The sequence below is a fragment of the Streptomyces sp. GS7 genome, assembly GCF_009834125.1.
In the GTDB taxonomy this organism is placed as follows: Bacteria; Actinomycetota; Actinomycetes; order Streptomycetales; family Streptomycetaceae; genus Streptomyces.
In genome coordinates this window covers 5,424,253-5,450,527 of sequence record NZ_CP047146.1, presented here as the reverse complement: position 1 = coordinate 5,450,527, position 26,275 = coordinate 5,424,253, and the positions used below count along the sequence as shown (strand labels likewise).

The window sequence follows — 26,275 nt, the reverse complement described above, 5'->3', positions numbered from 1 at the left end:
CGGTCACCGGTCCCGCTCCGAGGACAGCGGCGACGGCTCGGTGGCGCCGCTCAGCGTGATCGCCTGCACGGGGCAGGCCGCCGCGGCACGCGCCACCTCGCGGTGCGCGCCGGCGTCGGGTGCGTAGTCGTACTCCAGCGACTCCTCGCCGTGGAAGCGGAAGACCGCCGGCGCGGCGTAGACGCACTGTCCGTAGCTCTGGCACCGGTTGAGATCCACCACCAGCCGCAGGGTCTCCGGCGGGCCTTGCGTGGTCATCTTTCTCCCTCTCCTCGCTGCTCGGCGCGGTCCTGCCCGGCATCTGCGGGCCGACGGCGCAGGGATCCGCCATCGCGATCGCAATTCAAATAGCGAGCGCTATGGGAACTGTACTCGCTATCCGAACATTGACATAGTGATCGCTATCCGAATAGCCTTGGCGATATGAACGGCGAGCACGATGCACCCCGACGCCAGCGCCTGACCCGCGCCGAGGCCAAGGCCCGTACCCGGACGCTGCTGCTGGACGCGGCGGCGCGGATCTTCGCCCGCAAGGGCTTCACCGGCGCCTCGGTGGAGGAGATCGCCGAGGCCGCCGGCTTCTCCACGGGCGCGCTGTACTCCAACTTCGACAGCAAGGAAGCCCTCTTCCTGGAGCTGCTGTCCGACCGTCAGAACGACCGCATCGCGGAGGCCGCCCGCGCCCTGGACAGCCATGAGGCGGGCACCGGGGAGGCCGCCGCCGAGCTGGGCCGCCTGCTGATCGACGTCGCCGACAAGGACATCGACTTCGCCCCGCTCCAGGCCGAGTTCTGGCTGTACGCGGTCCGTAATCCGCAGGCGCTGGAGACCATGGCGGCCAAGCTGCGCGAACCCCGCCAGGCGCTGGAACAGGTGATCAGCACCTCGCTGGCCGAGCGCGGCGCACCCGAGGAGGTCTCCGCCGAAGCCGTGGCCACCGTGGTCGCGGCGCTGTTCCAGGGCCTGGTGCGGCTGCGGCGCCTCGACCCCTCAAGCGTGTCGGAAGAACTCTTCGCCCAGGCCCTGACCTGGCTGTTCGCCGGCATCAATGCGGCCGGTACGTCCACCGGCACCGATGACGACTGACCGCCGCGACCATCCCCGCCGCATCGACGGTGCCCTCTCCTCCCGTCCTCCCGCGAAGGAGCAGCCCTTCATGAATCCGGCCCCCCACGCCTCCCGTGCGGCCGTCCCGCGATCACCCGGCGAGGCCCGGAAGCTGCGGATTCGCTACGCCGTGGCCGGCGTCGTCATGGCGCTCACCTGGATGGGAGAGGGCGCCGAGCCGGCCTGGGCGCACGCCCTTCGTACCGCCGTGATCCTGCTGATCGTCCCGCCCCTGCTGCTGCCCTCCCACCGCCTTCTCACCCGGCAGGTGTACGAGGCCACCGATCCCCGTTGGGCCATCGCCCGGCTGGTCACCGTCCGGACGGCCATCGTCGCGGGCGCCCTGGTGGCCGCCTACGTGCTCGGCTGCCTGCTGGACCCGCACAGCGCACAGCCCGCCGCCTCTCTGGGTGTTCGGCTGCTGGTGGTCCTGCTGACGGTCCCGCTCCAGATCCGTCTGGCGCACCGCACCCGCGCGAGCCGGGCGCATCCGTCCACCGGACCGGTCCTCTCGGCGCCCCGGCTGATCGCCGCGAAACTGACCCTCATCGTCGCCGCGCTGCTCGCCCAGGTGCTGCTCGACGGCGTCACGCACCACGCGGACGTGATCGTCGCGGTGGCGATCGCCGTCGCGGCGGCCGGCCTGGGCCCCAGGATCCACGCCCGCCTGCTGGTCACCCCGCCGGTCACCCGCCACGCCACCGCGGACGCCACGGCCTGACTCCGGACGGCACGGCCCGGCTGAGCGGCGAGCACGAGCCGCGAAGTGGCGTAAATGCGGGCGCAATTGAACATTTAAATCGGGCAAGTCGGTAGAAACTGCGCCCTGGTCTACCTCGGGAGTGAGAGGGCGTGCCGCTTGGGAGGGGCTGTCTGAACGAGCGAATCAGCGGGGGGTTAGCATATGAGCGCCGCCTAGCTCGAAAGATAAACCTGTGACTGTCAACGAAGACTCGTTCACTGACTGGAAGAGCCGCGAGGAGATCGCGGAGTCGATGATCCCGATCATCGGGAAGCTGCACCGGGAGCGGGATGTCACCGTCCTGCTGCACAGCCGCTCCCTGGTGAACAAGTCGGTGGTCAGCATTCTCAAGACCCACCGATTCGCCCGGCAGATCGCCGGCGAGGAGCTCTCGGTCACCGAGACGCTGCCGTTCCTGCAGGCCCTCGCCGCGCTCGATCTCGGCCCTTCGCAGATCGACATCGGCATGCTCGCCGCGACGTACAAGACCGACGGCCGCGGTCTGGCGGTGGAGGAGTTCACCGCCGAGGCCGTCGCGGGCGCCACGGGTGCCAACAAGATCGAGTGCCGCGAGCCGCGCGACGTCGTGCTCTACGGTTTCGGCCGCATCGGCCGCCTCATAGCCCGCCTCCTCATCGAGAAGGCCGGCTCCGGCAACGGCCTGCGGCTGCGCGCCATCGTCGTGCGCGGGGGCGGGGACCAGGACATCATCAAGCGCGCCTCACTGCTCCGCCGGGACTCCATCCATGGGCAGTTCCAGGGCACGATCACCGTCGACGAGGCGAACAGCAAGATCATCGCCAACGGCAACGAGATCAAGGTGATCTACTCCGACGACCCGACGTCGGTGGACTACACGGCGTACGGCATCAAGGACGCCATCCTCATCGACAACACCGGCAAGTGGCGCGACCGCGAGGGCCTGTCCCGCCACCTGCGCCCCGGCATCGACAAGGTCGTCCTCACCGCGCCGGGCAAGGGCGACGTCCCGAACATCGTGCACGGCGTCAACCACGACACGATCAAGCCGGACGAGCAGATCCTGTCCTGCGCCTCCTGCACCACCAACGCCATCGTGCCGCCGCTGAAGGCGATGGCGGACGAGTACGGCGTCCTGCGCGGTCACGTGGAGACCATCCACTCGTTCACCAACGACCAGAACCTGCTGGACAATTACCACAAGTCGGACCGTCGTGGCCGTTCCGCGCCGCTCAACATGGTCATCGCCGAGACCGGTGCGGCCTCCGCGGTCGCCAAGGCGCTGCCCGACCTCAAGGCGACGATCACAGGCAGCTCGGTCCGCGTCCCGGTGCCGGACGTCTCGATCGCCATCCTCAGCCTCCGCCTCGGACGCGAGACCACCCGCGAGGAGGTCCACGACTACCTCCGCAACGTGTCGCTGACCTCGCCGCTCAAGCGCCAGATCGACTTCACCACCGCCCCGGACGCGGTCTCCAGCGACTTCATCGGCTCGCGCCACGCCTCGATCGTCGACGCCGGAGCCACCAAGGTCGACGGCGACAACGCGATCCTCTACCTCTGGTACGACAACGAGTTCGGCTACTCCTGCCAGGTCATCCGGGTCGTCCAGCACGTCTCCGGGGTCGAGTACCCGACCTACCCGGTGCCGGTGGCCTGACCCCTGCGGACCGCCCGGTCCGGCGTCCCCGCAGGCGGGGCGGCGGTCGGGCGGCGGCCGATGCCGTCCGGTAGCGGTCGCCGCCCCAACCGCCGTTCCGCCCACCGGCGTTCGCGCATCAGGGCGCCGTGCGCTCGCGGTGCGGGAGCAGGCCGACGACCAGGCCGAGGAACCCCGCCGAGGCGCCGAGCGCGACGACGGCCGGCCAGCCGGAAGTCGACCACGCGACCGAACCGGCCAGTGAGCCCGCCGCGATGCCCGAGAAGCGGAAGGTGAAGTACACGGTGTTCAGCCGGTTGTGCAGGGAGGCCGGCAGGGCGAAGAGCACGGTCTGACTGACCGTCTGGCTGCCCCAGGCCCCGATGTCGAGCAGCACCACCCCGGCCACCAGCCAGCTCAGCGACGCACCGCCGGGCAGCAGCGCCAGCCAGCCGGCGATCACCAGCGTGACCAGGACGGCCAGCCCCCTCGCCCGGCCGTGGCGGTCGGCCATCCGCCCCGCCCACGGCGACACCAGCGCGCTGGCCGCCGCGACCAGCCCGAACAGCCCGATCCGGCTGGTGCCGTAGTGATACCGGTCGGCAAGCAGGAACGTCAGCGTCGTCCAGAAGGCGCCGAACGCGACACCGACCAGAGCGCCCGACCAGACCACCCGCGCGACCAGCGGCCGCGCGGCCAGCCGGGGCAGCGAGGCCAGGCAGGCCCGGTATCCGTCGGAGGCCCCCGGAGCCGGGGCCGGCGGCAGGTACCGGCGCAGCGCGAGCGCCAGAGCGAGCGTGAGCGCGCAGGAGACGGCGTAGACACCGCGCCAGCCGAGCAGGGTGGCCAGCGCGCCGGAGTAGGCGCGGGAGGCGAGGACGCCGACGAGCAGCCCCGCCTGCACGGTGCCCACGACCCGCCCCCGGGCCGCCCCCCGCTCCTCGGACAGGGCCACGGCCAGCGGCGTGACCAACTGCGGGACGGGGGACAGCAGACCGACCGCGAATCCGGCGGCGATCAGGAACCACGCCCCGGGAGCCAGCGCACACGCCGCGAGCGCCAGTGCGGAACTCGCGGTGAGGACCAGGATCAGCCGACGGCGGTCGTGGCTGTCCCCGGCCGGCACCAGCACCAGGATGCCCGCGGCGTACCCGAGTTGGGTGGCGGTGGGCAGGGCGCCCAGCAGTCCCGGGTCGGCGGACAGCGAGGTGGCGATCTCCTGGAGCAGGGGCTGGCTCAGGTAGACGTTGGCGGCCGTCAGCGCGGCGGCCACGGCCAGTACGGGCACCTGGAAACGCGGCGGCCGTCCGGGCCGGGACCCGTGCGGTGCTGCGGGGGAGAGCGGGAAGTGACGCATGCGGCCGAGGCTATGGAGGTGCCGCGTGGCAGACTTTCGCCGTACCGCCAGGTGATGTCGAGAGTGCGCCATGTTCGGAAAGAGCGAGAATCGGGACGACTACCAGGACGTGCCCCGGCCGATCGCGGCGATGGCGCGCGACCTGCCCGACGGCCATCACATCCCGCCGCACTCCCACCGGCGCGCCCAGCTGATCTACGGCACGTCCGGCGCCATCACGGTGGGCACCGCGCACGGGACGTGGGTGGTACCGGCCAGCAGGGCGGCGTGGGTGCCCCCGGGCCTCACCCATGAGATGACCTGCGCCGGCCCGGTCGCCATGCGGACGCTGTACCTCGCCGGGGACGCCGCGGCCGGCCTCCCCGGTACGCCCACCGTCGTGTCCGTCTCCCCGCTGCTGCGCGAGCTGATCGACGAGGCGACGCGGCTGCCGGTGGAGTACCGGACCGGCGGCCGGGACGGCCTGGTCATGGAGCTGCTGCTCCGGGAACTCACCCCGCGCCCCGTCCGGGCACTGCACCTGCCGGCCCCGGACTGCCCCCGGCTCGCCGCCCTGTGCCGGGAGATCCGGCGCCGTCCGGAGCGCCGCTGGACGACGGAACAGGCTGCGGCCCAGGCGCACTTGAGCCCCCGCAGCCTGCAGCGCCACTTCGCCGCCGCGACCGGTATGAGCCTGGGCCACTGGGTGCAGCAGGCGAAGCTGGTGCACGCGGTGGCGCTGCTGGCGAAGGGCGTTCCCGTCACCGCCGTCGCGCTGCGCGTCGGCTACTCCACCCCCAGCGCCTTCACCGCCATGTTCCGCCGCGCCCTCGGCACCACCCCCACCCGCTACTTCACCCCCTGACCGGCCTCACCGGCCACACAACAGCCCCGCGGCCCTGACGCCGACCGCTGCCGCTCCCCTGCGCAACGGCCGTCAGACGGGGAGCCGGGCCAGATCCGCCATGCCCTTCACGAGGTCCAAGGTGGCCAGGGCCTCGGCGAGTCCGGCATCGGCGTAGGTGCCCGCGGTCGCCGTGAAGAGCCGTTCGGGGTGGGCGCGGTCGCCGGCGAACTCCGCATGCACCCGGGCCGCCGCCTGCGACAGTGGAAGACCGTCCCGCGCCCAGGCCGTGGCCGCCGCCTGCACCTCGGTCAGGTACGCGCGGAAGTCGCGGACCTCGGCCCCCATCAGCGCCCCGTGCCCCGGCACGAACGTCTCGGCACCCCTGGCGAGCGGAACGTCCACGGAGTCGATGCACGCCGCCGGCGATCCGGACCAGACGATCATGTGCCCGCCGTCGAAGAGCATGGCCCCTGCGAAGACGATCCCGTCATCGGGGACCCGCAGCGCGACGTCGCCCGCGCTGTGCCCCGGGCCCAGATCGACCAACTCCACCGTGACACCACCGACGTTCATCTCCTGACGCCCGGTGAACGTCCGCGTCGGCGCCGTCACGGTGATTCCGGAGAAGTCGAACCCCCCGAAATGCTCGGCCGCATAGCGACTGATGCTGTCGGTGCTCTTCGCCGCCGGAAAGCCCCACGGCTCACCGCCGGCCCCAGGACGCGCCCCGCGCGGAAAAACGATCGCGTGATCAGTTCTGCTGGTTCCGGTATTTCCGGGCCGCCGGAAGTGCGGGCCGGGCCGCTCGAAGGTGGGGCGGGCCATGGGGGTGAATGTCGTGCCGGCGAGTGTCGGCGCGGTGTGTGCACGACGGCGGCACTGCACCATGTGGGCTCGGCCGGAAGCGTCTGCTGGAGGAGAACGTCATGCCAACCACCGGCGGGGCCCCGGTCCGGGCGTTGCAGACGCCGCGCGTCGCGGCGGTGGCCGGGATCGTCTCCGCGCTGCTGCTGGGTACCGCCATCCTGCTGGTGCGGCTGGCGGTGCCCGCGCACCCCGAGTACGCCGTCGACTGGATCCACCGCACCTCCCAGCGGGAATTCCTCCACACGGCCCTGGCCCTCCTGCCGTTCGCCGGGATCTTCTTCCTGTGGTTCATGGGGGCGATCAGGGACTACGTCGGTGCGGGGGAGGACCGGTTCTTCGCCACGCTGTTCCTGGGCAGCGGGCTGCTGTTCGTGGCCGTGCTCTTCGTCCTCGCGGCGACGGCGGGCAGCCTGCTGGACGTGACGGACGTGTCCTCCTCGGCGTCGGCGGGGCAGCTCGCGCTCTGGCAGTACGGGCGCCACCTCGTCCTCGTGCTGCTCACCAGCTACTCGACGCGGATGGCCGCCGTGTTCGTCGTATCCACCACGACCATCGGTCACCGGCTCGGCATCTTCCCCCGTTGGCTGGTCTGGCTCGGCTACCTCGTCGCGCTGGCGCTGCTTTTCGCGGTGGGCACCACGAGCCATCTCGAACTCGTCTTCCCCTTCTGGATGCTGGCCGTCAGCTGTCATGTCTTCGTGGTCACCCTGCGCCGCCGCCGGACCGCCGGGCAGGAGGGGTAAGGGGGAGGAAGGGCAGGAGGGGTGAGAGGGCGGGGAAGGGCGGCCGGAGGCTTGACCACGGTGCGGAGGGCGGTCACCGTGCGCGGGCCGGTCGCCGCCGCCGGAACGCCTCTGACCTGCGGAGGAACGGGGTGCGGGCGCCGGGGCCGGTTCCGCTTTGGCGTGCCTGTCGGGCGGGGCGGAGAGTGGAGGTACGGCACCCACAAGGCGGGATGATCATGGATCGCTACCCTCCCATCGCGGACCACGGCATCGTCGGTGACCTGCAGACCGCTGCGCTGATCTCGTCGCAGGGGGTCGTCGACTGGTTCGCGGCGCCCCGGTTCGACTCGCCCAGCATCTTCGCCGCACTGCTCGACCACGAGCGCGGGGGCTACTTCCTGTTCGGACCGGAGGACCCGGGCAGTACCTGCAAGCAGCTCTACTTCCCGGACACCGCGGTCCTGGTCACGCGGTTCATGTCCCCGGACGGCGTGGGCGAGGTCTTCGACTGCATGCCACCGGACCGTACGGGGACGCCGTCCGGCCGGCACGTCCTGCTGCGCGGTGCGCGAGCGGTCCGGGGAACGGTCCACTTCGACCTGGAGTGCCGGCCGCGCTTCGACTACGGGCGGGCCGTCCACGACCGGGACCTGGGGGAGGGCCTTGCCACGTTCCGGGCGCCCGGCATCACCGCGCATCTGCAGACCGGCTTCCCGCTGCAACCCGACGGCACCGACGTACGGGGAGCGGTCACGCTGCGCGCCGGCCAGGTGGCCGCGGCCGTCCTCACCGTCGACGCGGCGGGCGCGCCCGCCCCACCGCCGGTGACATCGGACGAGGTGACGCGGCGCTTCTGGGAGGTCGTGGACTTCTGGCAGCACTGGGTGCGTACCTCCCGCTACCGGGGCCGGTGGCCGGGCGTGGTGCACCGCTCCGCGATCACCCTCAAACTCCTCACGTACGCCCCCACCGGGGCGCCGGTCGCGGCGGCCACCATGGGGCTGCCCGAGCAGGTGGGCGGCGAACGCAACTGGGACTACCGGTACACCTGGGTGCGCGACGGATCGCTGTCGGTGCGGGCCCTGCTCGATCTCGGGTTCATCGAGGAGGCGGCGCAGTTCACCCGCTGGCTGGGGGACCGCCTGCAGCCCCCGGAGGACGACCGGAGCGAACCGCTCCAGATCATGTACCGCGTCGACGGGGACCCCGATCTGTCGGAGGAGATCCTTCCGCACCTGGAGGGCTATCAGGGCTCGTATCCGGTACGGGCCGGGAACGCCGCTGCCGACCAGCTGCAGCTGGACATCTACGGCGAGGCGCTCTACGCCCTGTCGGAGGGTCGGGAGATCGCCATGCGGGCCGGCTATCACGGCTGGAAGAACCTGGCCCGGACGCTGGACTGGCTCGCCGACTCCTGGGACCGCCCCGACGAAGGGATCTGGGAGACGCGCGGCGGACGCAAGGACTTCACCTTCAGCCGGATCATGTCCTGGGTCGCGTTCGACCGGGGACTGCGCCTGGCGGCCGCCTACAGCCGCCCCGCCGACACCGTCCGGTGGACCACCGCCCGCGACACGATCATGGAACAGGTGATGCAGCGCGGCTGGAACGACCAGCAAAAGGCCCTCGTCCAGCACTACGGCGGCACGGTGCTCGACGCGTCGCTGCTGCTCCTGCCACGGGTGGGCTTCCTGGCACCCCGGACGGAGAGCTGGCTGTCCACCCTGGACGCGGTGGAGCGCACCCTGGTGTCCGACAGCCTCGTCCACCGCTACGACCCCGCCGCGTCACCCGACGGCCTGCGCGGCTCGGAAGGCACCTTCAGCCTGTGCACCTTCCTCTACGTCGACGCCCTGGCCCGCGCCGGCCGGCTCCGCCTGGCGCGCTACGCCTTCGAGAAGATGCAGACCTACGCCAACCACGTCGGGCTGTTCGCCGAGGAAATCGGCCCCAGCGGCGAGCAGTTGGGCAACTTCCCGCAGGCGTTCACCCATCTGTCGCTCATCATGGCCGCCACCACCTTGGACGACGCCCTCGACCGGCAGCGTGACTGACCGGCGGACCGACCGGGCGGCCGGCCCCGCCGGAACGGCCCGGGGTCAGCCGATGATCCCGCTGAACGCGATCGGCAGGTGCCGGGGGCCGCGCAGGACGGCGTTCTGCCGGTAGGGAGGCGGGTCCTCGACCAGGCTCGGGCCGTCGAGCCGGCGGACGAGCGCGGTCAGCGCGAGCTGCGCCTCCAGCCGGGCGAGGGGCGCCCCGAAGCAGTTGTGCAGACCGTGGCCGAATCCCAGGTGCTGGTTGTCGGGGCGGTCGGGGACGAAGCGGTCGGGGTCGGCGAACCGCTTCGGGTCCCGGCTGCCGGAGGCCACCATGAGGTAGAGCGAGGCGCCCTTCGGGATGATGGTCCCGGCGATGTCGATGTCCGCCAGCGTCGTGCGCTGCGGCAGCATCTGCACCGGAGGTTCGAACCGCAGCAGCTCCTCGACGAGCGGGACGGCCAGACCGGGCTCGACACGCAGCCGCTGGAGGACGTCGGGGTTCCGCAGCAGGGTGAGCATCCCGTTGGTGATGAGGTTGACCGTGGTCTCGTGGCCGGCGATCAGCAGCAGCGCCGCGGTGGTGATGATCTCCACCGGTGACATCTGCCCGTCCGGTCCGTGTTCCGTGGCCATCGCCGAGAGCATGTCGTCGCGCGGCGACCGGCGGCGCTCCTCGATGAGACCGGCGAGATAGGCGGCCAGCTCGCCCCTGGCCCGCCGGACGCCCTGGACCTGCGCCTCGCGCTCCTCGGCCGTGCCGACCGGGTCGAGGCCGGCGGCGATGGTGTCGGCCCACTCGTGGAAGTGCGACTCGTCCTCGCGCGGGACGCCCAGGATCCGGCAGATCACGGTGACCGGGAACGGGTAGGAGAAGTCGTCGACGAGGTCGATGGTGTCCCGCCCGCGCAGACCGTCGACGAGCCCGGAGACGATCTCCTCCAGTTCGCCGTGCATGTCGAACACCCGGCGCGGGGTGTGCGGCGGACCGAACGGCCGCATGCTCAGCCGGCGCAACCGGTCGTGCTCCGGCGGGTCGAGCCGGATGAAGGCCGGCGGCAGGTTCGGGTCGTGCTCCTGACCGGAGGCCCTGGCCGCCTCGGGGGTCAGATTGCGGAGGTCGGAGCTGATCCGCGGGTCGTGCAGCAGCTCCTTGATCTCCCAGTAGGTGCTGACCAGATAGGGGCCCGACTCGTCGCGTACCACCGGTGTCCTGCGCAGCTCGGCGTAGAGCGGATACGGGTCGGGGCGGTTGGCGTAGTCGGTGATCCGGTGCAGGAGCGCGACCGACGTCATGGCGGAATCCTTCCGAGGTGCTGCGGCCGGGGGCGGGGGTTGCCGGTGTGCCCGGGTCAGGCGCGTCGGGGGGTGAACGAGACGCGGCGGTCGGTCGGCGAGTGCCCGCTGAGGGTGACGGTGGGCCCGTGGCTGGGAAGCGAGGGGTCCGGGAATCCGGCCGGCACCGGCTGGAGCCCTTCGGGGCGCCGGTCGACCGTGGTGAACTCGGGCGGGAACGGCGCGGCCTGCTCGATCTGCCGCTCGTAGAAGTCCAGCCACTTCGCCTGGTCGAAGGTGACGGCGGCGATGACGCGCCCCTGGTAGCCGTAGGCCGCGGTGAAGCGCTGCTCGGCCAGCGACCCCTGGGTCACGATGATCTGGTCGGCCATCGGCGGGACGCCGACGGACTTGATGTTCACCCCGAACTGGGCGGACCAGAACGACGGCATCCACAGGTGCGGCCGTCGGTCCGCGCTGGCGCTGATCATGTTGTGGGCCGCGACCTCGGCCTGTGAGACGGCGTTGCCCCAGTGCTCCAGGGAGAGGAACTGGTAGCCGAAGAGCGGGTGCGGGGACCGGGCGACGTCACCGGCCACGAAGACGTCGTCGGTGACGATGCCCCGTACGTCGAAGGCCCGGCATCCGGCGTCGCAGGCGATCCCGCGCGGACCGGCGCCCAGACCGGAGTCCGCGAGCCATTCGGTGTTGCGGGTCGCGCCGAGCGCGACGACCACCACGTCCGACTCGACCGCGGTGCCGTCCGAGAAGTGGGCCTGCCGCACCCGGCCGGCGGAGTCCCCCTCCAGCCCCGTGACCTGCACACCGCACCGCAGGTCGACACCGTGCGCGCGCTGGAGTTCCGCCGCCACCTCACCGACCACACCGCCGAGCGCTCCTACGAGGGGAGCCGGACCGCGTTCCGCGACGGTGACCGGCAGCCCCCGCTCACGGCAGGCGGAGGCGATCTCCGAGCCGGTGAACCCGGCCCCGATCACCAGCACCCGGCGCGGACCGGCCTTCAGCCGGTGGTGCAGCCGGATCGCGTCGTCCCGGGTACGCAGCACGCAGACCCCGTCGAGGTCGGCCTCCAGCTCGCGCGGCCACGGACGGGCGCGGACCCCGGTGGTGATCAGCAGCCGGTCGTAGTCGATCGCGTCGCCGTCGGCGAGCCGTACCTGCTTGGCCGCCAGGTCCAGTCCGGTGGCCGCGGCACCGAGCCGCCACTCCGCGTCGACCGGGCGCCGCCTCGGCAGCACGGTGTGGTCGGCGGGCACCTTGCCCAGCAGGACCTGCTTGGACAGCGGCGGCCGGTCGTACGGCTCGTGGGGCTCGTCGCCGACCATGGTCAGGGTGCCCGCGAAGCCTTCCGCGCGCAGCGTCTCGGCGGCTCGCAGGCCGGCCAGGGAGGCGCCGACGACAACGATCCGCCCCTCGCGCCGGAGCGTCTCCAGGTAACCGTCAACCGACACGGGACGCACCCGCCTTCCCGTCGGCCGCGCCCTGGTCCTCGTAGTCGAGGGTGATGGCCTTGACAGGGCAGGCGTCGGCCGCCCTGCGTACGTTCTCCCGTTGCGTGTCGTCGGCGAGCGGGTCGTACATCAGCGCCTCGTCGCCGTGCATGGTGAACACGTCCGGGGCGAGGAAGGCGCACTGGGCGTACCCCTGGCACCGGTTGAGATCGACGACAAGCCTCATGAACTCTCCGCTCCTCCGCGACGCGACGTGGTCATGGGCACAGCCGCTGATCGCGTCAGCGTGCGACCCCACAAGGTCCGGCCCCGCTTCAGGATGCGGAGGCCCCCGGTGCGGGCGCACGTTCAGCGTGCCGTCGGGGTGAGTCGCCCGGCGCAGGGGGAGCGGCGGCAGGAGCAGGCAGGGACAGGACGGAGCGGACCGGGGCAGGCGTCTGTCGCCGGTCACGAGCAGGCCCGGCCGCCACCTCGGCCGGAGCCGGTGCCGTGCCGCGGGCCGGCCGGTGTCACCGGCGCGACAGACGGCGGCCGAGAGCCCGCTTCAGCGGGGGCGGTGTGCAGGACAGGAGGGCGTGGACGGCCTTGTAGGGGGCGCCGGGGACGCAGCGGTGCCGTCCCGCGGCGACGGCCCTGAGCCCGGCGGCGGCGACCGCGTCCGCGGTCAGCCAGAGGAATCCCGGCACGGGGGCGGGGCCGACGTCGTTCGCCGTGAAGTACTCGGTCCTGGTCAAGCCCGGCAGGAGCGCGGTGACATGGATGCCCGAGCCGCGGTTCTCGATGGCGAGGTCCTCGGAAAAATGGGTGAGGAACGCCTTGGTCGCGCCGTAGGTGGCGCGCGAGGGCGACGGGAAACTGCCGGTCAGGGACGAGACGTTGAGGATTCCGCCCCGCCCCGCCGACCGCATCTGCGGCAGGACGGACCGGGTGAGCCGTACCACCGCCTCGTTGTTCAGCCGGAGTGTGGCCTCCTCCCGGTCCACGGGGAGGTCGGCGAAGACTCCGGTTGCCCCGGCTCCGGCGTTGTTGACCAGCAACTCGACAGGTTTGGCCGCATCGGTGAGGCGGGCGGCCACCTGCGCGGTCTGCGCGGCGTCGGTCAGGTCGGCCGGCAGCACCTCCACCTCGACGGAGTGCGCGGCCCGCAGCTCCGCCGCGAGGTCGCGCAGGCGCGATTCCCGGCGGGCGACCAGTACGAGGGAGACGCCCCGGGCCGCCAGGAGCCGGGCCAGGGCCGTGCCGATTCCGCTGGAGGCACCGGTGATCAGCGCGGTCCGGTACGGATAGGGTCGGTCGGTCATCCGCGATCTCCCCTGTCGGAAGGCGCGTGGAATGCCACGCTCGCGCGCCACCGCGGGCAGGCCGACGCGGCGTGTTCGGGGAATACGTCCGTGCATCACCGTACCGCCGGGGACGCCGCGCGCGACAGGGCGCGGGCGGTCACGGGGCAGGGCGGCCGACGCGTGCCGTCCGCGTACGGCGCCAGTAGCCGGGTGCCGTCCGCGGAACGGCGTGCAACGGAAGTTCGCACGGGCCGAGTTGACGGCGCCGGTATCGGCAAAGGCCGGCCATACCCATCGTTCCCCGGTTGTTCATGTGCCGGATCCCGCCGCTACACGGGGTCCGGTTCATCATGAGCGCGCTCAGCCACCCCCCTCCGGTACTCACGACAACAGGGGAGACCCGTGACCCGCCGCTCCATCCGACTGGCCGCCGCGTTCTGCGCCGCCGGAACCCTCGCCGGCGTGACCATCGCCCAGGCATCCGCCTCCGACGAGGCCGCCGCGCACCGCAAGGCCGCCGCGCGACACGTCCTGCTGGTCTCCGTCGACGGCCTGCACCAGTCGGACCTGGCCTGGTACATCACCCAGCACCCGCAGTCGGCGCTGGCCCGTCTCGTGCACGGCGGCGTGCAGTACACGCACGCCAGAACCACCACCCCCTCGGACTCCTTCCCCGGCATGGCCGCCCAGGTCACCGGCGGCGGTCCGGGCACCACCGGCGTCTACTACGACGACACCTACGACCACGCCCTGCTCCCGGCCGGCACCACCCACTGCCAGGGCGCCAAGCCCGGCGTGGAGGTGGACCTCACCGAGGACCTGGACAGGAACAAGGCGTCCCTCGACGCGGGTCAGGGCCTCAAGGGCCTGCCGGACAGCATCCTTCAGATGACCGGTCAGCCGCAGAGCCTCCTCGACCCGAGCCGGCTCCCGGTCGACCCGAAGACCTGCAAGCCGGTCTACCCGCACGCGTACCTGCAGGTGAACTCCGTCTTCGAGGTAGCCCGCCAGGCCGGTCTGCGGACCGCGTGGTCGGACAAGCACGCCGCCTACGACATCCTCAACGGCCCGTCCGGCACCGGGATCCAGGACCTGTTCGCCCCGGAGATCAACAGTGCCGCTCCCGGCTACCGGGCCGGTGGCGACTGGACCACCGACAACAAGGCCACCGAGCAGTACGACCACTACAAGACGCGGGCCGTGCTCAACGAGATCGACGGCTACGACCACAGCCGCACCCACAAGGTCGGCACCCCGGCGATCTTCGGCCTGAACTTCCAGTCCGTCTCCACCGCCCAGAAGCTGCCGACTTCCGACGGCCTCAAGGGCGGCTACGCGGCGAAGAACGTGCCCGGCCCGCTGCTGGCCCGGAACCTGGACTTCGTCAACGGCGAAGTCGCCTCGCTGGTCAAGGAGATCAAGGACCGGCACCTGGAGTCCAGCACCACCGTCGTGCTGTCCGCCAAGCACGGCCAGTCGCCGACCGACCCGGCCGCCCTGAACCGCGTGGACGACGGCCTGCTGCTCGACGGGCTCAACGCCGCCTGGAAGAAGCTGCACCCGGACGCCGGCGACCTCGTCGCGCACTCCGTGGACGACGACGGCATGCTGCTGTGGCTGAACGACCGCTCCGCCGCGGCCACCGAGTTCGCCAAGCAGTACCTGCTGGCGCAGCACGGCAACGGCACCGACATCAACACCAAGCCCAAGGCGTTCACCCACAGCGGCCTGAGCACGGTCTACGCCGGCCGGGCCGCGGCCGGCTACTTCGGCGTCAAGCCCGGGGACGCCCGGGTCCCGGACGTCTTCGGCATCGCGCAGTACGGCGTCGTCTACACCGGCGGCACCAAGAAGATCGCCGAGCACGGCGGCGCCCACGCCGACGACCTCGACGTCCCGCTGGTCGTCTCCGGCGCGGCCACCCCGTCCGGCGTCCGCACCGCGGCGCCGGTCCGGACCGCCCAGATCGCGCCCACGATCCTGGCGCTGCTCGGCCTCGACCCGCAGCAACTCCAGGCCGTGCAGCGGGAGCACACCGCGGTGTTGCCGGTCCGCTGACCGTCCACCGCCGGGCGACCGTGCCGGGGGCCGCGCACCGAACGGGGCGCGGCCCCCGCGTCATGGACGGTTTCCGCTGCCGGGCACCCGCGGCGCGCCCACCACGACGGCCTCAACGCCTCCGGCGGCCGTGTCCTGGCCCGCCTGATGGACCTGGCCTGAGGAAATTCGCCGCTGGGTGCCGCCCCCTCCCGTGACGCTACCGGAGAAACTCTATCGACATCAAGTATCTTGACGTCGAGCGAATTCTCGCGGCAAGGTTCCCCCTGTCGGCCGTCGAACACGGTGCGGGAAACGAGAGGGGCGGGGTCGTCATGGGGTGGGGCAGGAAGGGCGAACAGGCGGCGGGGCAGGGCCTGTTCGCCCAGTTACGGCGGCCTCCCGGCGGCCGGAACGCCCGGATCATGCTGCTCGCGCTCTGCCTCGACCGGACCGGATCCGGGCTGTGGACCTCGGCGTCCGTGCTGTACTTCACGTTCGTCACCCACCTGAGCGCCCAACAGGTGGGTGTGCTCCTGGGCGTGGCCGGAGTCGCGGGCATCTGCGGCTCCCCACTGGCCGGTTGGCTCGCCGGCCGGCTTCCGGTGCGCGGGCTGCTGATCGGCTGCCACCTGCTGCGCCTGGTGACCCTCGGGCTGATGCTGCTGTGCACCGGGTTCGGCGCGCTGCTCCCCGTCGTGGCCGCGACCTACCTGGGCGACCGGGCCGCCAAGACGCTGGAGATGCTGTTCGCCACCCGGACCGCGGGGGAGCGGCGGGTCGCCTACCAGGCGCTGTCGCGCAGCGCGGCCAACGCGGGCTACGCCTTCGGTACCGGCATCGCGGCCATCGGCGTCGCCGTGGGCACCCACACCGCGTACGCCGCCCTCATCCTGGGCGACGCGCTGTCGTTCGTCGTCGCCGCGGCCCTCGTGTGGCGTACCGGCGAACCGCGCGACCGCGCGGCCGAGTTGACCCGGTCCGGAAACGGGAGCGAGGCTGCGCCGACCCGGCCCGCGAGCCCCTGGCGGGATGTCGGATACCTCGGGTTCGTGCTGCGCGACATCGTGATGAACATCGACGACACGGTCCTCGGCGTCGGCCTGCCGCTGTGGCTGATCACCCGCACCTCGGCGCCGCACGCCCTGGCCCCGGCCTTCCTCATCGTCAACACGGTGCTGGTCGTGGTGCTCCAGATGCGGGTGTCGGCGCGCGCCGAGGGGCCGCGCCGGGCCGCGCGTGCGGTACTGCTGTACGGGGCGTTGCTGGGCGCGTCCTGCGTGGTCGTGGCGGTGTCCGCCCAGGGCGGGACCGGATGGGCGACGGCGGCACTGCTGACCGCGGCCCTTCTGGTCACGCTGGCGGAGCTGATGCGTTCGGTGAGTTCCTGGGAACTGGCGGTGCTGCTCGCCCCGGCGGACGCGCGCGCCGGGTATCTCGGGGTGGCCGGCATGGCGCAGTCCATCCAGAAGTCCGCCGGGCCTCCGCTGCTGACGGGCGCGGTGCTGGCCGCCGGACCGGCCGGGTGGCTGGCCCTGGGGGCGGTCACCGCCGCGGTGTCGGTCTGGCAGTGGAGCGCGTGCGCCCGGCGGCTCCGTACCCTCGCACCGCCCGACCCGGCCCCGTCCGGATCGGTGGAGCCGCGTCGTGCGCCCACCGCGCCGTACGAGTCCGCCACCCGGTAGTGCCTTGCCGCGTCAGGAGACATAGCGTCATGACACCCGCCACCGCGCCCCGTTCACCGGATGACGTCACCGTGGTGCTGTCGGGCTACGGCCCCGTCGGCCGGGCCTTCGCCGGGCAACTGCGCACCCGGGGCGACGAGATCGCCCGCGACCACGGAGTCCGGCTGCGGCTGGGAGCCGTCCGCGTCGGCACCGCCCAGTGCCTGCCCCGCGAGGAGGGGCCGCTGCCGCCGCGACCGGCCTGGGGGCCGCCCGCACCGCTGGAACGGACGCTGGACGAGACCGGCGCCCGCGTGCTGGTGCAGGCGCTGCCCTCCTCGCCGCAGGTACGTCAGCAGGCCGCGGACGAGGCCGTCATGGCGCTGCGCCGGGGGGTGCATGTGGTCACCGCGACCAAGAGCCACCTGCTCAGCCACTGGCACGCGCTCGGCGACGCCGCGCAGGCCGGCGGCAGCCTGATCAGGATTTCCGGGGCCACCGGAGCCGCGCTGCCGGCCGGGGACCTGGCGAGAACCGGGGTGCGCGGTCTCGGCTGCCGCTCGATCCGGGCCTGCCCCAACGGGACCGCCACGTTCGTACTGGACCGCCTGGCGGCCGGGGGCTCCTTGGCCGCCGCGGTCGGCGAGGCGCAGCGGCGGGGCATCGCGGAGGCCGACCCCTCGGCCGACCTGTCGGGTGACGACGCGGCCACGAAGGTGCGGTTGCTGGCGGCCCTGATGTGGGGGTGGGACCCCTCGGACGTCCGGACCCGGACGGAACCGGTCGACCGGCACACCACGCAGGCGGCCCGGGCCGCGGCGGCCCGGGGGCACCGGCTGCGGGCCGTGGCGGGCGCACGGGCGGACCAGCCGCTCCTGGTCCGCGTACGGCTGGACGAGACCGCCCCCGGCGATCCCCTGCACGCGCTGACCGGCCCGGAGAAGGCCGTGGTGTACGGCTGCCCGGACGCCGGTGACATCACCGTGAGCGGTGGCCGCTCAAGCCCCCTCGGCGCGGCGCTCGCCCTGCTCAAGGACACCCTCGCCGTCGCGACGGCCGGGCGCTTCGGCTTCGGCTGATCCGCCGCGGCCCGCGGCCCGGTCCGGCTGCCCGCGGCAATGGCAATCTTGCGGCGAAACACCCGTGCGATTGTACTGAGGTGCGTTCGGCCCGGGGCCGGGACGACCATCGGCGGAGGACGCGGAGGGAAGCGGATGATGGAGCTGGAGCTGCGGCACCTGCGAGCCCTGTGCGCGATCGCCGACGCCGGGAGCCTGGGCGGGGCCGCGCGGCTGCTCAGATACTCGCAGCAGGCGATGAGCACCCAACTCCAGCGGATCGAGGGGCACTTCGGCGAGCCGCTGTTCGAGCGCCATGCGTCGGGCGTGGAACCGACCCGGTTCGGCGCCGAGGTGCTGGCCCAGGCGCGCGAGGTGCTCGACCGCGCGGACGCCATCGGGCGGCGGCCGGGCGGCCGGGCCGCAGGGGCACGCCAGGTCCTCCGCCTGGCCGCGACCAACTCGCCGGTGCTGTCCGGCATGGTCGTCCGGGTCCGCAGCCGGCTGCCGGATCTGGGACTGACCGTCAGCAGCGTCTACGCCTCCTCGGAGATCGTGGAGCGCCTGGAGAAAGGCGAGTTGGACGCCGCGATCGCCGTGGACTACCCCGGCCTGGAACTGCCGCTCTCCCCCGCCATGGCGCACCGCGGGATCGTCGTCGAGCCGTCGTTCGTCGCCGTCCCCGCGCACCACCGGGTGAAGCACCGCATGGAGGTCGCGCTCGCCGACCTGGCCGACGACGCCTGGTTCCTGACCCCGGACGACGGGGCCGGCTGGCCGGGAGTGTTCTACGGGGCGTGCGCGGCGGCCGGGTTCACCCCGGCGGCGGTCCACGAATTCCTCGGCGACCAGCTGCAGCTCCAGAACATGATCGCCGACGGGCTCGGCGTCTCCGTCGTCCAGGCGACGATCCGCCCGATTTCCGGAGTGCTCGTCAAACCGCTGACCGGCACACCGCTGTGGTGCCGCTATCTGCTGCTGTGGCGGCGGGACAGCGTGACCGAGGAGATCGCGGAGACGCTGTTCCGCTCCGCCGCCGCGTCCTACCGCGTACTGAGCGCCCATTCACCGCACTTGCAGGCGTGGGCGGCGAGGACGTACGGGGCGGACGGCGGGCCGGGCGCACCGGCAGGCGGATCGGTGCCGGTCTGACGGTCGAGCGTTGCGCGGTCGGTGCGCGGGCGGGCCGGGTGCGCCGGATGTTGTGGCGGGGACGCCGACGGTGCTGTCCCTCAGCCCATGGTCCGCGGTCGGCGGGAGTGGCACAGTCCTTCAGGCATCTGCCGATCCCTACAAGGCACTTGCCGACCCCCACAAGGCGCATGAATTCACCAAGGGAGCCGCAATGCGCCATCGCAACCCCCCACACAGATTCCTGACCATCGGCCTGGTGGCCTGTGCCACCACCGTCGGCCTCGTGGTCGGCCCGACGCTCGCGGCGTCCGGTGCACCGGCCGCCGCCGGCCCGGCCGTCGCCAAGTCCGCCGCCCGACCCCACGACCCGGCGCGACCGCTGCCGCCGACGGGCCCGGCCACCACCGCCTCGGACCGGTCCGACGTGCAGGGCAGGCCGCACAGCGTGGCCCAACTGCGTCCGCAGCAGCCGCAGATGAGGGAGACGAGGAAAGCGAGAAAGACACCGCACCAGGCCCGTGCGGCATCCTGCTCACCGGGCGACTTCGGCAGCCGCAGCGGTGCGGAGCTGGTCGACTTCATCAAGAAGTCGACCACCGAATGCGTCAACACGCTCTTCAGCATCACCGGCAAGGACGCCCACGACGTCTTCCAGGAATCCCAGATGGTCCCCGTGGCGGACGCGCTGAAGAGCGCCTCGGCGACCTACCCCGGCGACGACTCCACCGACGTGCAGCAACTGGTCCTCTTCCTGCGCGCCGGCTACTACGTCCAGTACAACGACTCCAAGGACGTCGGCGACTACGGCCAGAACCTGGCGACCGCCATCGAAGGCGCCCTGGACGCGTTCGTCGGCAACGCGCACTTCATGGACGTCAGCGACGCGAACGGCGCCGTCGTCGGCGAGGCGATCACCCTCACCGACAGCGCGAACGAGCAGGGGCGCTACCTCGGCACCTACAAGAAGGTCCTGGACGCCTACAACAGCTCGTACGACGCCTTCCCCGCCATGGTGAACGCGGTCAACAACGTCTACACACCGCTGTTCCGCGGCCACCAGAACGACGCCTTCGTGAAGGCGGTCACCAGCGACCCCAGCATCATCGACACCCTGGACACCTTCGCCGAGAAGCACCTCGATCTGCTGGGCACCGACAACGCCTTCCTGACCTCCAACGCCGGCACCGAGATGGGCCGCTTCGTCCAGCACGCCGGGGCGCTCCAGGACAAGGTGCGGCCCCTGATGAAGGACCTGCTGGGCAAGTCGCAGATCACCGGCCGGACCGCCGCGCTGTGGGTCGGCGTAGCCAACATGGCCGACTCCTACGACAAGGCCAACTGCTCCTACTTCGACACCTGCAACCTGGCCGACAAGCTCACCAAGGCCGCGCTGCCGACCACCCACCCCTGCGATGAGACGCGCACGATCCTGGCGCAGGCGCTGACCCCACAGGACCTCGACGCCGCCTGTGCCAGCCTCCAGAAGGAGGACGCCTTCTTCCACGGTGTGGTGAAGGACAGCGGCTCGATACCGGGCCAGTACGAGGACAAGATCCAGGTCATCGTCTTCGCCAGCCCCACCGACTACAAGACCTACGCGGGACCGATATTCGGGGTCGACACCAACAACGGTGGCATCACCATCACCGGCGACCCGACCAAGCCCGACAACAAGGTTCAGTCCATCATGTACCAGAAGGGCTCCGACGACGGCTTCCCGGCCCGGATCTGGAACCTCAACCACGAGTACACGCACTACCTCGACGGCCGCTTCGACATGAAGGGCGACTTCAGCCAGGAGACCACCGTCCCGGACGTCTGGTGGATCGAGGGCCTGGCCGAGTACGTCTCCTACAGCTACCGCGGTGTCACCGACACCGAGGCGGTCTCCGAGGCCGGTAAGCACACCTACGCGCTGAGCACGCTGTGGCAGAGCACCTACGCCAACAGCGATGTGACCCGCACCTACCCCTGGGGCTATCTCGCCGTGCGGTACATGGCCGAGAAACACCCCGACGACATCCAGGCCATGCTCGCGAAGTTCCGGGCGGGCGACTACGCGGGCGGCTACGCCGTCTACAACTCGCAGATCGGCGACCGCTACGACGCCGACTTCACCTCCTGGCTCGACGCCTGCGCGTCCGGCGGCTGCAAGGCGCACTGACACCCCAGCGGGGAACCGGGATCCCCGGGCAGGCCACGACCGGCCTGCCCGGGGATCACGTCGTGCCGGGCGAGGCTCAGCCGGCGCTCCGATCGCCCGCGCCCGCCTGCCACTTGCGGCCGATCTCCCGCAGTATCGCCGGGTACACCCCCAGGTGCCGGAAGGGCTTGATGCCCGCCATGTACAGCGCGCCGAGCGGCCCGTTCGGCTTCACCAGGACGGCCATCTGGCCGCGGTACCCGCCCGCCCCGTCAGGGACCCAGCCGATGTGCACGATGCCGTGCATGGTCCGGTTGGCGATCTCGGCAGCCCACTCGTCGTGCGTCAGGTAGACGGAGGTGAAGGGGGCGCCGGGGCGTTCGGGGCCCCGCGGGCCTTGGCGGAGGTCCGCCGGTAACCGGTCGCGCAGCGAACGGACCCGGGTGCCGACGCCCGCGCCGGGTGTGTCCCAGCCGAGCACCTTCCCGAGCTTCCAGCGGACCGCGAAGAGCAGCCGCGGTATCGGAGCGGAGGTGAACTCCACGCCGTCGTGGGTGAATTGGTCCGCCAGTCGGGCCAGGTCGTCGGGGCCGCCCGGTGTCGGCAGCGCCCACACGTCCTCCAGGTGGAAGTCGCCGGCGATCTCATGGATCCGCCAGGGACGAGAGGTGTGCGCGCGGGTGGGAAGTCTCATGGAACGGCCCCTGTCTATACGGTGGCGTACAGATCAAGGCTAGGGCTGCCTATACGGCACCGTATAGTCGGCGGTGACGTGAGAGGAGACACACACCATGGGTGCGACCCGGACGCCTCGCGGCAAGTGGATCGAGGAGGGGCTGCGGGCGCTCTCCACCGGAGGTCCGGACGCCGTCCGGATCGAATCGCTGGCGCAGGTCCTCGGCGTCAGCAAGGGCGGCTTCTACGGGTACTTCGGAAACCGGGAGGCGCTGCTCACCGAGATGCTCGACACCTGGGAGCGCGACACCACCGAAGGGGTCATCGAGGAGGTCGAGCGCGACGGGGGAGACGCCCGGGCCAAACTGGAACGACTGCTGACGCTCGCCCTGTTCACCGAGGAACCGGGGCGGGCCACCGCCGTCTCCCTCTCCATCCGGGACTGGGCCCGGCGCGACGAGGCCGTCGCGGAACGCCTCCGGCGCGTCGACAACCGGCGGATGGACTACCTGCGTTCACTGTTCGGCTGCTTCTGCTCGGGCGACGAGGTGGAGGTCCGCAGCATGCTCGCCTTCACCCTGCGCATCGGCAGCCACTTCGTCGCCGCCGACCACGGTGCACGAAGCCGCGAGGAGGTGCTGAAGCTGACCCGGGACTGGCTGCTGAGGTAGCCGCCCCCTGGCCCGTGGCCGTCCTCCGCGGTCCACGGCGGGGACCACGCCCCGTGACGTACGCGCGGCTACGCCCCGCACCCGCCGGAACCCGGACGGTGCCGCTCCCGGCCGCCGGTCCTGGCCACCACCCGGAGCCCGGCCGGGTGGGCGCGCGGGACGGGCGAATCAGGGCTGTACTGGGAGAGGAAGAGGAGGAAGTGGAACGTCACACTGCGGGGAGGCATCGTGGACCTCGCCTTCCTCAACGCGGTGTACGCGAACGGGGGTCCGTACGTCTGCGCCTACCTCGACACCTCCCGCACCGCCGAGGAGCCGGACCGGGAGACCGCGCGGCGCAGCCGGCGGGTCTGCGAGGCGCTCGTGGACCAGGGCGCCGACGCCGCCACGGTGGCCGCCGTCGCGGGCGTCGTGGGCTGTGACCGCGAGATCGCCGGCCGGCACGGGCAGGCGATCGTGGCCGTCCGCGGGCGGGTGGTACTGGCCGAGGAACTGCCCGTGCCGCCGGCGCGCGACGAGGCCGCGTTCACCGCGCTGCCCGACCTGATGCCGCTGGTGGTGCAGTTCGCTCCGGGCATCCGCTACGTCGCCGCCACCGTGCACTGCCTCCCGCTCCCGTATGCGGAGCCCGCGGACGAACTGGAGGTGGCGTGCCAGGCGGGGGTGTGGCCCGGCAGCGCCGTCGCGCCGGGCGACTGCCACCTGATGCGCGGCCCCGCCGTGAGCTGGCTCGACGGAGCCGGGCAGGAGGCCGCCGACGGCATCGCCGCACTGGCGTGCAGCACGGACGCCGAGGCGATCGTGCTGGCCGGGATCGCCTGGGTCCGCAACGTGCTGGCGGACAACCTCGACGGACGATGGCGCAAGCGCACCGTCACCTGCGACGGCGACGGGTATCCGGCGCCGCGGGGCAGGGCGCTCATGGAGGAGGAACTCGCCGCGGCGTTCGAGGGGCGGTTGCGCAGCGCCGACCGGGCCCGCGTCGACCTGTTCCAGGCGCGCCGCACCGGCCGGCACGGCGCGGTCGAGGGACTGTCCGACGCCGTGGCCGCACTCCAGCGGTCCCAGGCCGGCACCCTGCTGCTCAACGTCCCGGTCGGCTTCCCGGTGGAACTCCGCGTGGGAGTGCCGGTCCTGCGGACCGGCCCGCCCGAGGCCGACCCGGGACCGTACGGTGCGCTCGGCTTCTGTGCGGGGCCCGCCGGTGCCGCCGTGATCCGCGCCGCGGTGCGCACCGGTGCCGAACTGATCGTGGTGCCGCGGGACCAACTGCCGCTGACGGACGGGCTGGGCGCACTGCTGCGGTACGCCGGCCCGGAGCGCGCCCCGCACCCCCACGGGCCGGCCGTCGGCTGATCGGCCGGTCGCGGGCCGGGGGCGCGGTCAGGATGCCGGCGGGTATCCGCGGGTGCGGACGAGGTCGTGGGTGAAGCGGGTGAAGGCAAGGGCGGCGGCACTGCGGTAGGCGTCGGCACGCTGGAGCAGGGCGACCGTGCGGGTGGGGAGGGCCGGATCGAGGGGGATGGGGGTGAGGTGGGGGTGGCCGTGGGTGAGGGCGTCGGGGAGGACGGTGACCAGCGGGGTGCACTGGACGATTTCGGTGAGCGCCTGAAGGGAGTTGGCCTCCACGGTGATGCGGGGGCTGACGCGGTGCCGGTCGAGATAGTCGTCGATATGGCCGCGGGTGGCGAAGTCCCCGCTGAGGAGGGCGAGTTGCCGATCGGCGAGTTCCCGGACGGGCAGCGGGCCGCGCTGGTCGGCGGGGTGGCCGGCGCCGGCGACCAGCGTGAGCGTCTCGGTGAACAGCGCGGTCGCCGCGATGCCGGGCAGGTGGGGGCCCCGGAAGCCGATGCCGAGGTCGAACTCGTCGGCGAGCAGCCCGGTTTCGATGCGGTCCTGGGGCATCTCCCGCACGGTCAGGGTGACGCCGGGGTGGCGGGTGTGCAGTTCGGCGGTGAGCGGGCCGACGAGGTAGGCGGTGAACGTGGGGGTGACCGCCAGCCGCAGGTGGCCGCGCGAGAGGTCCTGTACGTCGTGGACGGCGCGTTCGGCGGCGGCGAGGTCCCGCAGCGCGTGCCGCGCGTGCTGGGCGTACGCCTCACCGGCGTCGGTGAGCCGGACGGTGCGCCCGGAGCGGTCCAGCAGCTGGCTGCCCAGCGTGCGTTCGAGCTGCCTGACCTGCTGGGACAGCGTCGGCTGGGAGATGTGCAGGTCCTCGGCGGCGCGGGTGAAGCTGCCGTGCTCGGCCACGGTGAGCAGATAGCGCAGATGACGCAGTTCCAGAGCCATGAGACCACTATAGATGTCATCAATAGCAGACATTGAAATTGCGTCTTGGACTCTATAGGTAGAGGTCATGCAGGGTGGATGTCGCCGGGCCCGACGGGGCCGGCAGCCATCGAAGGGAGTGACCCATGCCAGACCTCGCCGCGGGCATCGCCCGTTTCCAGCGGGATGTCTTCCCGGTCAGGGAGAAGTTGTTCGCCCGCCTGGCCACCCACCACGGACCGCACACGCTGTTCATCGGCTGCTCCGACGCCCGTGTCGTCCCCGAGCTGATCACGGGGAGCGAGCCGGGTGAGCTGTTCGTCCTCCGTACCGCCGGAAACCTCGTCCCCGCCTACGCCCCCGGCGCCGACGCGGTGGCGGCCGGGATCGAGTACGCCGTCGCCGTGCTGGGCGTGACCGACATCGTGGTGTGCGGGCACTCGGCCTGCGGCGCGATGACCGCCCTCGCCCGGGGCCAGGACCTGTCCACCGCCCCGGCGGTCGCCGACTGGCTGCGGTACGCCGATGCCGCCCTCGCCCGTACCCCCGGCGGTGACGTGGACGCCCTGGTCCGGCACAACGTGCCGACCCAGCTGTCGAACCTCGCCACCCACCCCTCGGTGGCCCGTGCCCTGGCGCAGCGGACGCTGACACTGCACGGCTGGGTCTTCGACATCGCCACCGGCCGCGTCGAACGACTCGACGGCCCCGGCGCCGCACCGGCCGCCTGACCCCCTCCCCCGGGACCGGCAGCAGCGCGGCCCGGGACACCCCCAGACCCGCCGGCCGCCCTCCGTGCGGTACCGGCACCACCGGAAAGGACACCTACCTCATGGTGCACGCCCAGTTCGACCCCGCCGCCCGTCAGGCCCTCGCCGCCGCCGCGGTCGAGGCCAAGACGCGCAAGGACCTCACCTGGCAGCAGCTCGCCGACGCCGCCGGCCTCTCCGTCGCCTTCACCACCGCCGCGGTCCTGGGCCAGCACGCCCTGCCGCCGGAGTCCGCGCGGGCCGTCGCCGAGCTGCTGGGTCTGGACGACGACGCGGCGATGCTGCTGCGCACCGTCCCCACCCGCGGCTCGATCCCCGGCGGCATTCCCACCGACCCGACCATCTACCGCTTCTACGAGATGCTCCAGGTCTACGGCACCACCCTCAAGGCCCTGGTCCACGAGCAGTTCGGCGACGGCATCATCAGCGCGATCAACTTCAAGCTGGACGTGAAGAAGGTCGCCGACCCCGAGGGCGGCGAGCGCGCGGTCATCACCCTGGACGGCAAGTACCTGCCGACCAGGCCCTTCTGATCCACTCCACC

General features: G+C 72.1%; 25 protein-coding genes. 15 read left to right on the top strand and 10 right to left on the bottom strand.

What is annotated here, in order from left to right:
- Positions 1-3 precede the first annotated feature (3 nt).
- On the bottom strand, positions 4-231 hold the full coding sequence (locus tag GR130_RS23670) for a ferredoxin (RefSeq protein ID WP_159510169.1): 228 nt from the start codon (positions 229-231) through the stop codon (positions 4-6).
- 192 nt (positions 232-423) lie between these two features.
- Between GR130_RS23670 and GR130_RS23665 the strand changes: the two genes are divergently transcribed.
- From GR130_RS23665 to GR130_RS23655, 3 genes are all read left to right on the top strand, one after another.
- Positions 424-1,086 (top strand): TetR/AcrR family transcriptional regulator, encoded by a 663-nt coding sequence (locus GR130_RS23665; protein WP_159506557.1) that lies wholly within the window; start codon positions 424-426, stop codon positions 1,084-1,086.
- Positions 1,087-1,156: 70 nt separating this feature from the next.
- Positions 1,157-1,828: a hypothetical protein gene (locus GR130_RS23660; RefSeq protein ID WP_159506556.1), complete on the top strand. Its 672-nt coding sequence runs from the start codon at positions 1,157-1,159 to the stop codon at positions 1,826-1,828.
- A 214-nt stretch (positions 1,829-2,042) separates the two neighbouring features.
- A complete protein-coding gene (locus GR130_RS23655; protein ID WP_159506555.1) occupies positions 2,043-3,488 on the top strand; it encodes a glyceraldehyde-3-phosphate dehydrogenase in 1,446 nt (481 codons plus the stop codon).
- A gap of 118 nt (positions 3,489-3,606) precedes the next feature.
- Here GR130_RS23655 and GR130_RS23650 read toward each other — a convergent pair whose 3' ends face one another.
- The gene (locus GR130_RS23650; RefSeq protein ID WP_159506554.1) at positions 3,607-4,824 is read right to left on the bottom strand and encodes an MFS transporter; all 1,218 of its coding nucleotides are present in this window, start codon (positions 4,822-4,824) and stop codon (positions 3,607-3,609) included.
- Positions 4,825-4,894: 70 nt separating this feature from the next.
- On the opposite strand from GR130_RS23650, the gene GR130_RS23645 reads away from it, so the two are divergent.
- Positions 4,895-5,668 carry an AraC family transcriptional regulator gene (locus GR130_RS23645; RefSeq protein WP_159506553.1) on the top strand — a complete coding sequence of 258 codons (774 nt, stop codon included), beginning with the start codon at positions 4,895-4,897 and terminating at the stop codon, positions 5,666-5,668.
- A 72-nt stretch (positions 5,669-5,740) separates the two neighbouring features.
- Here the strand turns inward: GR130_RS23645 and GR130_RS23640 are convergent, their stop codons facing one another.
- Complete coding sequence (locus tag GR130_RS23640) at positions 5,741-6,475, bottom strand: MBL fold metallo-hydrolase (RefSeq protein ID WP_159506552.1); 735 nt, start codon at positions 6,473-6,475, stop codon at positions 5,741-5,743.
- A 101-nt stretch (positions 6,476-6,576) separates the two neighbouring features.
- Between GR130_RS23640 and GR130_RS23635 the strand changes: the two genes are divergently transcribed.
- Together GR130_RS23635 and GR130_RS23630 are read left to right on the top strand one after the other, a co-directional pair.
- Positions 6,577-7,260, top strand: coding sequence for a hypothetical protein (locus tag GR130_RS23635; protein ID WP_159506551.1), 684 nt, complete (start codon positions 6,577-6,579; stop codon positions 7,258-7,260).
- Positions 7,261-7,478: 218 nt separating this feature from the next.
- Entirely contained in the window at positions 7,479-9,296 is a 1,818-nt protein-coding gene (locus GR130_RS23630; RefSeq protein ID WP_159506550.1) for a glycoside hydrolase family 15 protein, read from the top strand.
- A gap of 45 nt (positions 9,297-9,341) precedes the next feature.
- On the opposite strand, the gene GR130_RS23625 is transcribed toward GR130_RS23630, so the two are convergent.
- The 4 genes from GR130_RS23625 to GR130_RS23610 all read right to left on the bottom strand — a co-directional run bounded on the left by GR130_RS23625 (position 9,342) and on the right by GR130_RS23610 (position 13,329).
- Complete coding sequence (locus GR130_RS23625; RefSeq protein ID WP_159506549.1) at positions 9,342-10,577, bottom strand: cytochrome P450; 1,236 nt, start codon at positions 10,575-10,577, stop codon at positions 9,342-9,344.
- 56 nt (positions 10,578-10,633) lie between these two features.
- Positions 10,634-12,028: an NAD(P)/FAD-dependent oxidoreductase gene (locus GR130_RS23620; RefSeq protein WP_159506548.1), complete on the bottom strand. Its 1,395-nt coding sequence runs from the start codon at positions 12,026-12,028 to the stop codon at positions 10,634-10,636.
- Positions 12,018-12,254, bottom strand: coding sequence for a ferredoxin (locus tag GR130_RS23615; RefSeq protein ID WP_159506547.1), 237 nt, complete (start codon positions 12,252-12,254; stop codon positions 12,018-12,020). Before GR130_RS23615 ends, GR130_RS23620 begins: the two co-directional genes overlap by 11 nt.
- Positions 12,255-12,537: 283 nt before the next feature.
- Positions 12,538-13,329: an SDR family NAD(P)-dependent oxidoreductase gene (locus tag GR130_RS23610; protein WP_159506546.1), complete on the bottom strand. Its 792-nt coding sequence runs from the start codon at positions 13,327-13,329 to the stop codon at positions 12,538-12,540.
- Between the two features lie 384 nt (positions 13,330-13,713).
- Between GR130_RS23610 and GR130_RS23605 the strand changes: the two genes are divergently transcribed.
- From GR130_RS23605 to GR130_RS23585, 5 genes are all read left to right on the top strand, one after another.
- Positions 13,714-15,369, top strand: coding sequence for an alkaline phosphatase family protein (locus GR130_RS23605; RefSeq protein WP_159506545.1), 1,656 nt, complete (start codon positions 13,714-13,716; stop codon positions 15,367-15,369).
- A 314-nt stretch (positions 15,370-15,683) separates the two neighbouring features.
- A complete protein-coding gene (locus GR130_RS23600; RefSeq protein WP_236573411.1) occupies positions 15,684-17,033 on the top strand; it encodes an MFS transporter in 1,350 nt (449 codons plus the stop codon).
- Positions 17,034-17,062: 29 nt separating this feature from the next.
- Complete coding sequence (locus tag GR130_RS23595; RefSeq protein ID WP_159506544.1) at positions 17,063-18,091, top strand: homoserine dehydrogenase; 1,029 nt, start codon at positions 17,063-17,065, stop codon at positions 18,089-18,091.
- Positions 18,092-18,229: 138 nt separating this feature from the next.
- Positions 18,230-19,222 (top strand): LysR family transcriptional regulator, encoded by a 993-nt coding sequence (locus GR130_RS23590; protein WP_159510167.1) that lies wholly within the window; start codon positions 18,230-18,232, stop codon positions 19,220-19,222.
- A 193-nt stretch (positions 19,223-19,415) separates the two neighbouring features.
- On the top strand, positions 19,416-21,368 hold the full coding sequence (locus tag GR130_RS23585) for a collagenase (RefSeq protein WP_159506543.1): 1,953 nt from the start codon (positions 19,416-19,418) through the stop codon (positions 21,366-21,368).
- 76 nt (positions 21,369-21,444) lie between these two features.
- Here GR130_RS23585 and GR130_RS23580 read toward each other — a convergent pair whose 3' ends face one another.
- Positions 21,445-22,041, bottom strand: coding sequence for a DUF2867 domain-containing protein (locus GR130_RS23580; protein ID WP_159506542.1), 597 nt, complete (start codon positions 22,039-22,041; stop codon positions 21,445-21,447).
- A gap of 97 nt (positions 22,042-22,138) precedes the next feature.
- Between GR130_RS23580 and GR130_RS23575 the strand changes: the two genes are divergently transcribed.
- Complete coding sequence (locus GR130_RS23575; RefSeq protein ID WP_159506541.1) at positions 22,139-22,693, top strand: TetR/AcrR family transcriptional regulator; 555 nt, start codon at positions 22,139-22,141, stop codon at positions 22,691-22,693.
- A gap of 68 nt (positions 22,694-22,761) precedes the next feature.
- Here GR130_RS23575 and GR130_RS23570 read toward each other — a convergent pair whose 3' ends face one another.
- The gene (locus tag GR130_RS23570; RefSeq protein WP_159506540.1) at positions 22,762-22,920 is read right to left on the bottom strand and encodes a hypothetical protein; all 159 of its coding nucleotides are present in this window, start codon (positions 22,918-22,920) and stop codon (positions 22,762-22,764) included.
- Between the two features lies 1 nt (position 22,921).
- Between GR130_RS23570 and GR130_RS23565 the strand changes: the two genes are divergently transcribed.
- Positions 22,922-24,049, top strand: coding sequence for a baeRF2 domain-containing protein (locus tag GR130_RS23565; RefSeq protein WP_159506539.1), 1,128 nt, complete (start codon positions 22,922-22,924; stop codon positions 24,047-24,049).
- A gap of 27 nt (positions 24,050-24,076) precedes the next feature.
- Here the strand turns inward: GR130_RS23565 and cynR are convergent, their stop codons facing one another.
- Entirely contained in the window at positions 24,077-24,982 is a 906-nt protein-coding gene (gene cynR / locus GR130_RS23560; RefSeq protein WP_159506538.1) for a transcriptional regulator CynR, read from the bottom strand.
- Positions 24,983-25,107: 125 nt separating this feature from the next.
- Here cynR and GR130_RS23555 point away from each other — a divergent pair, with 125 nt between their 5' ends.
- Both GR130_RS23555 and cynS read left to right on the top strand, forming a co-directional pair.
- Complete coding sequence (locus GR130_RS23555; protein ID WP_159506537.1) at positions 25,108-25,692, top strand: carbonic anhydrase; 585 nt, start codon at positions 25,108-25,110, stop codon at positions 25,690-25,692.
- Between the two features lie 101 nt (positions 25,693-25,793).
- A complete protein-coding gene (gene cynS, locus GR130_RS23550; protein ID WP_159506536.1) occupies positions 25,794-26,264 on the top strand; it encodes a cyanase in 471 nt (156 codons plus the stop codon).
- Positions 26,265-26,275 lie beyond the last annotated feature (11 nt).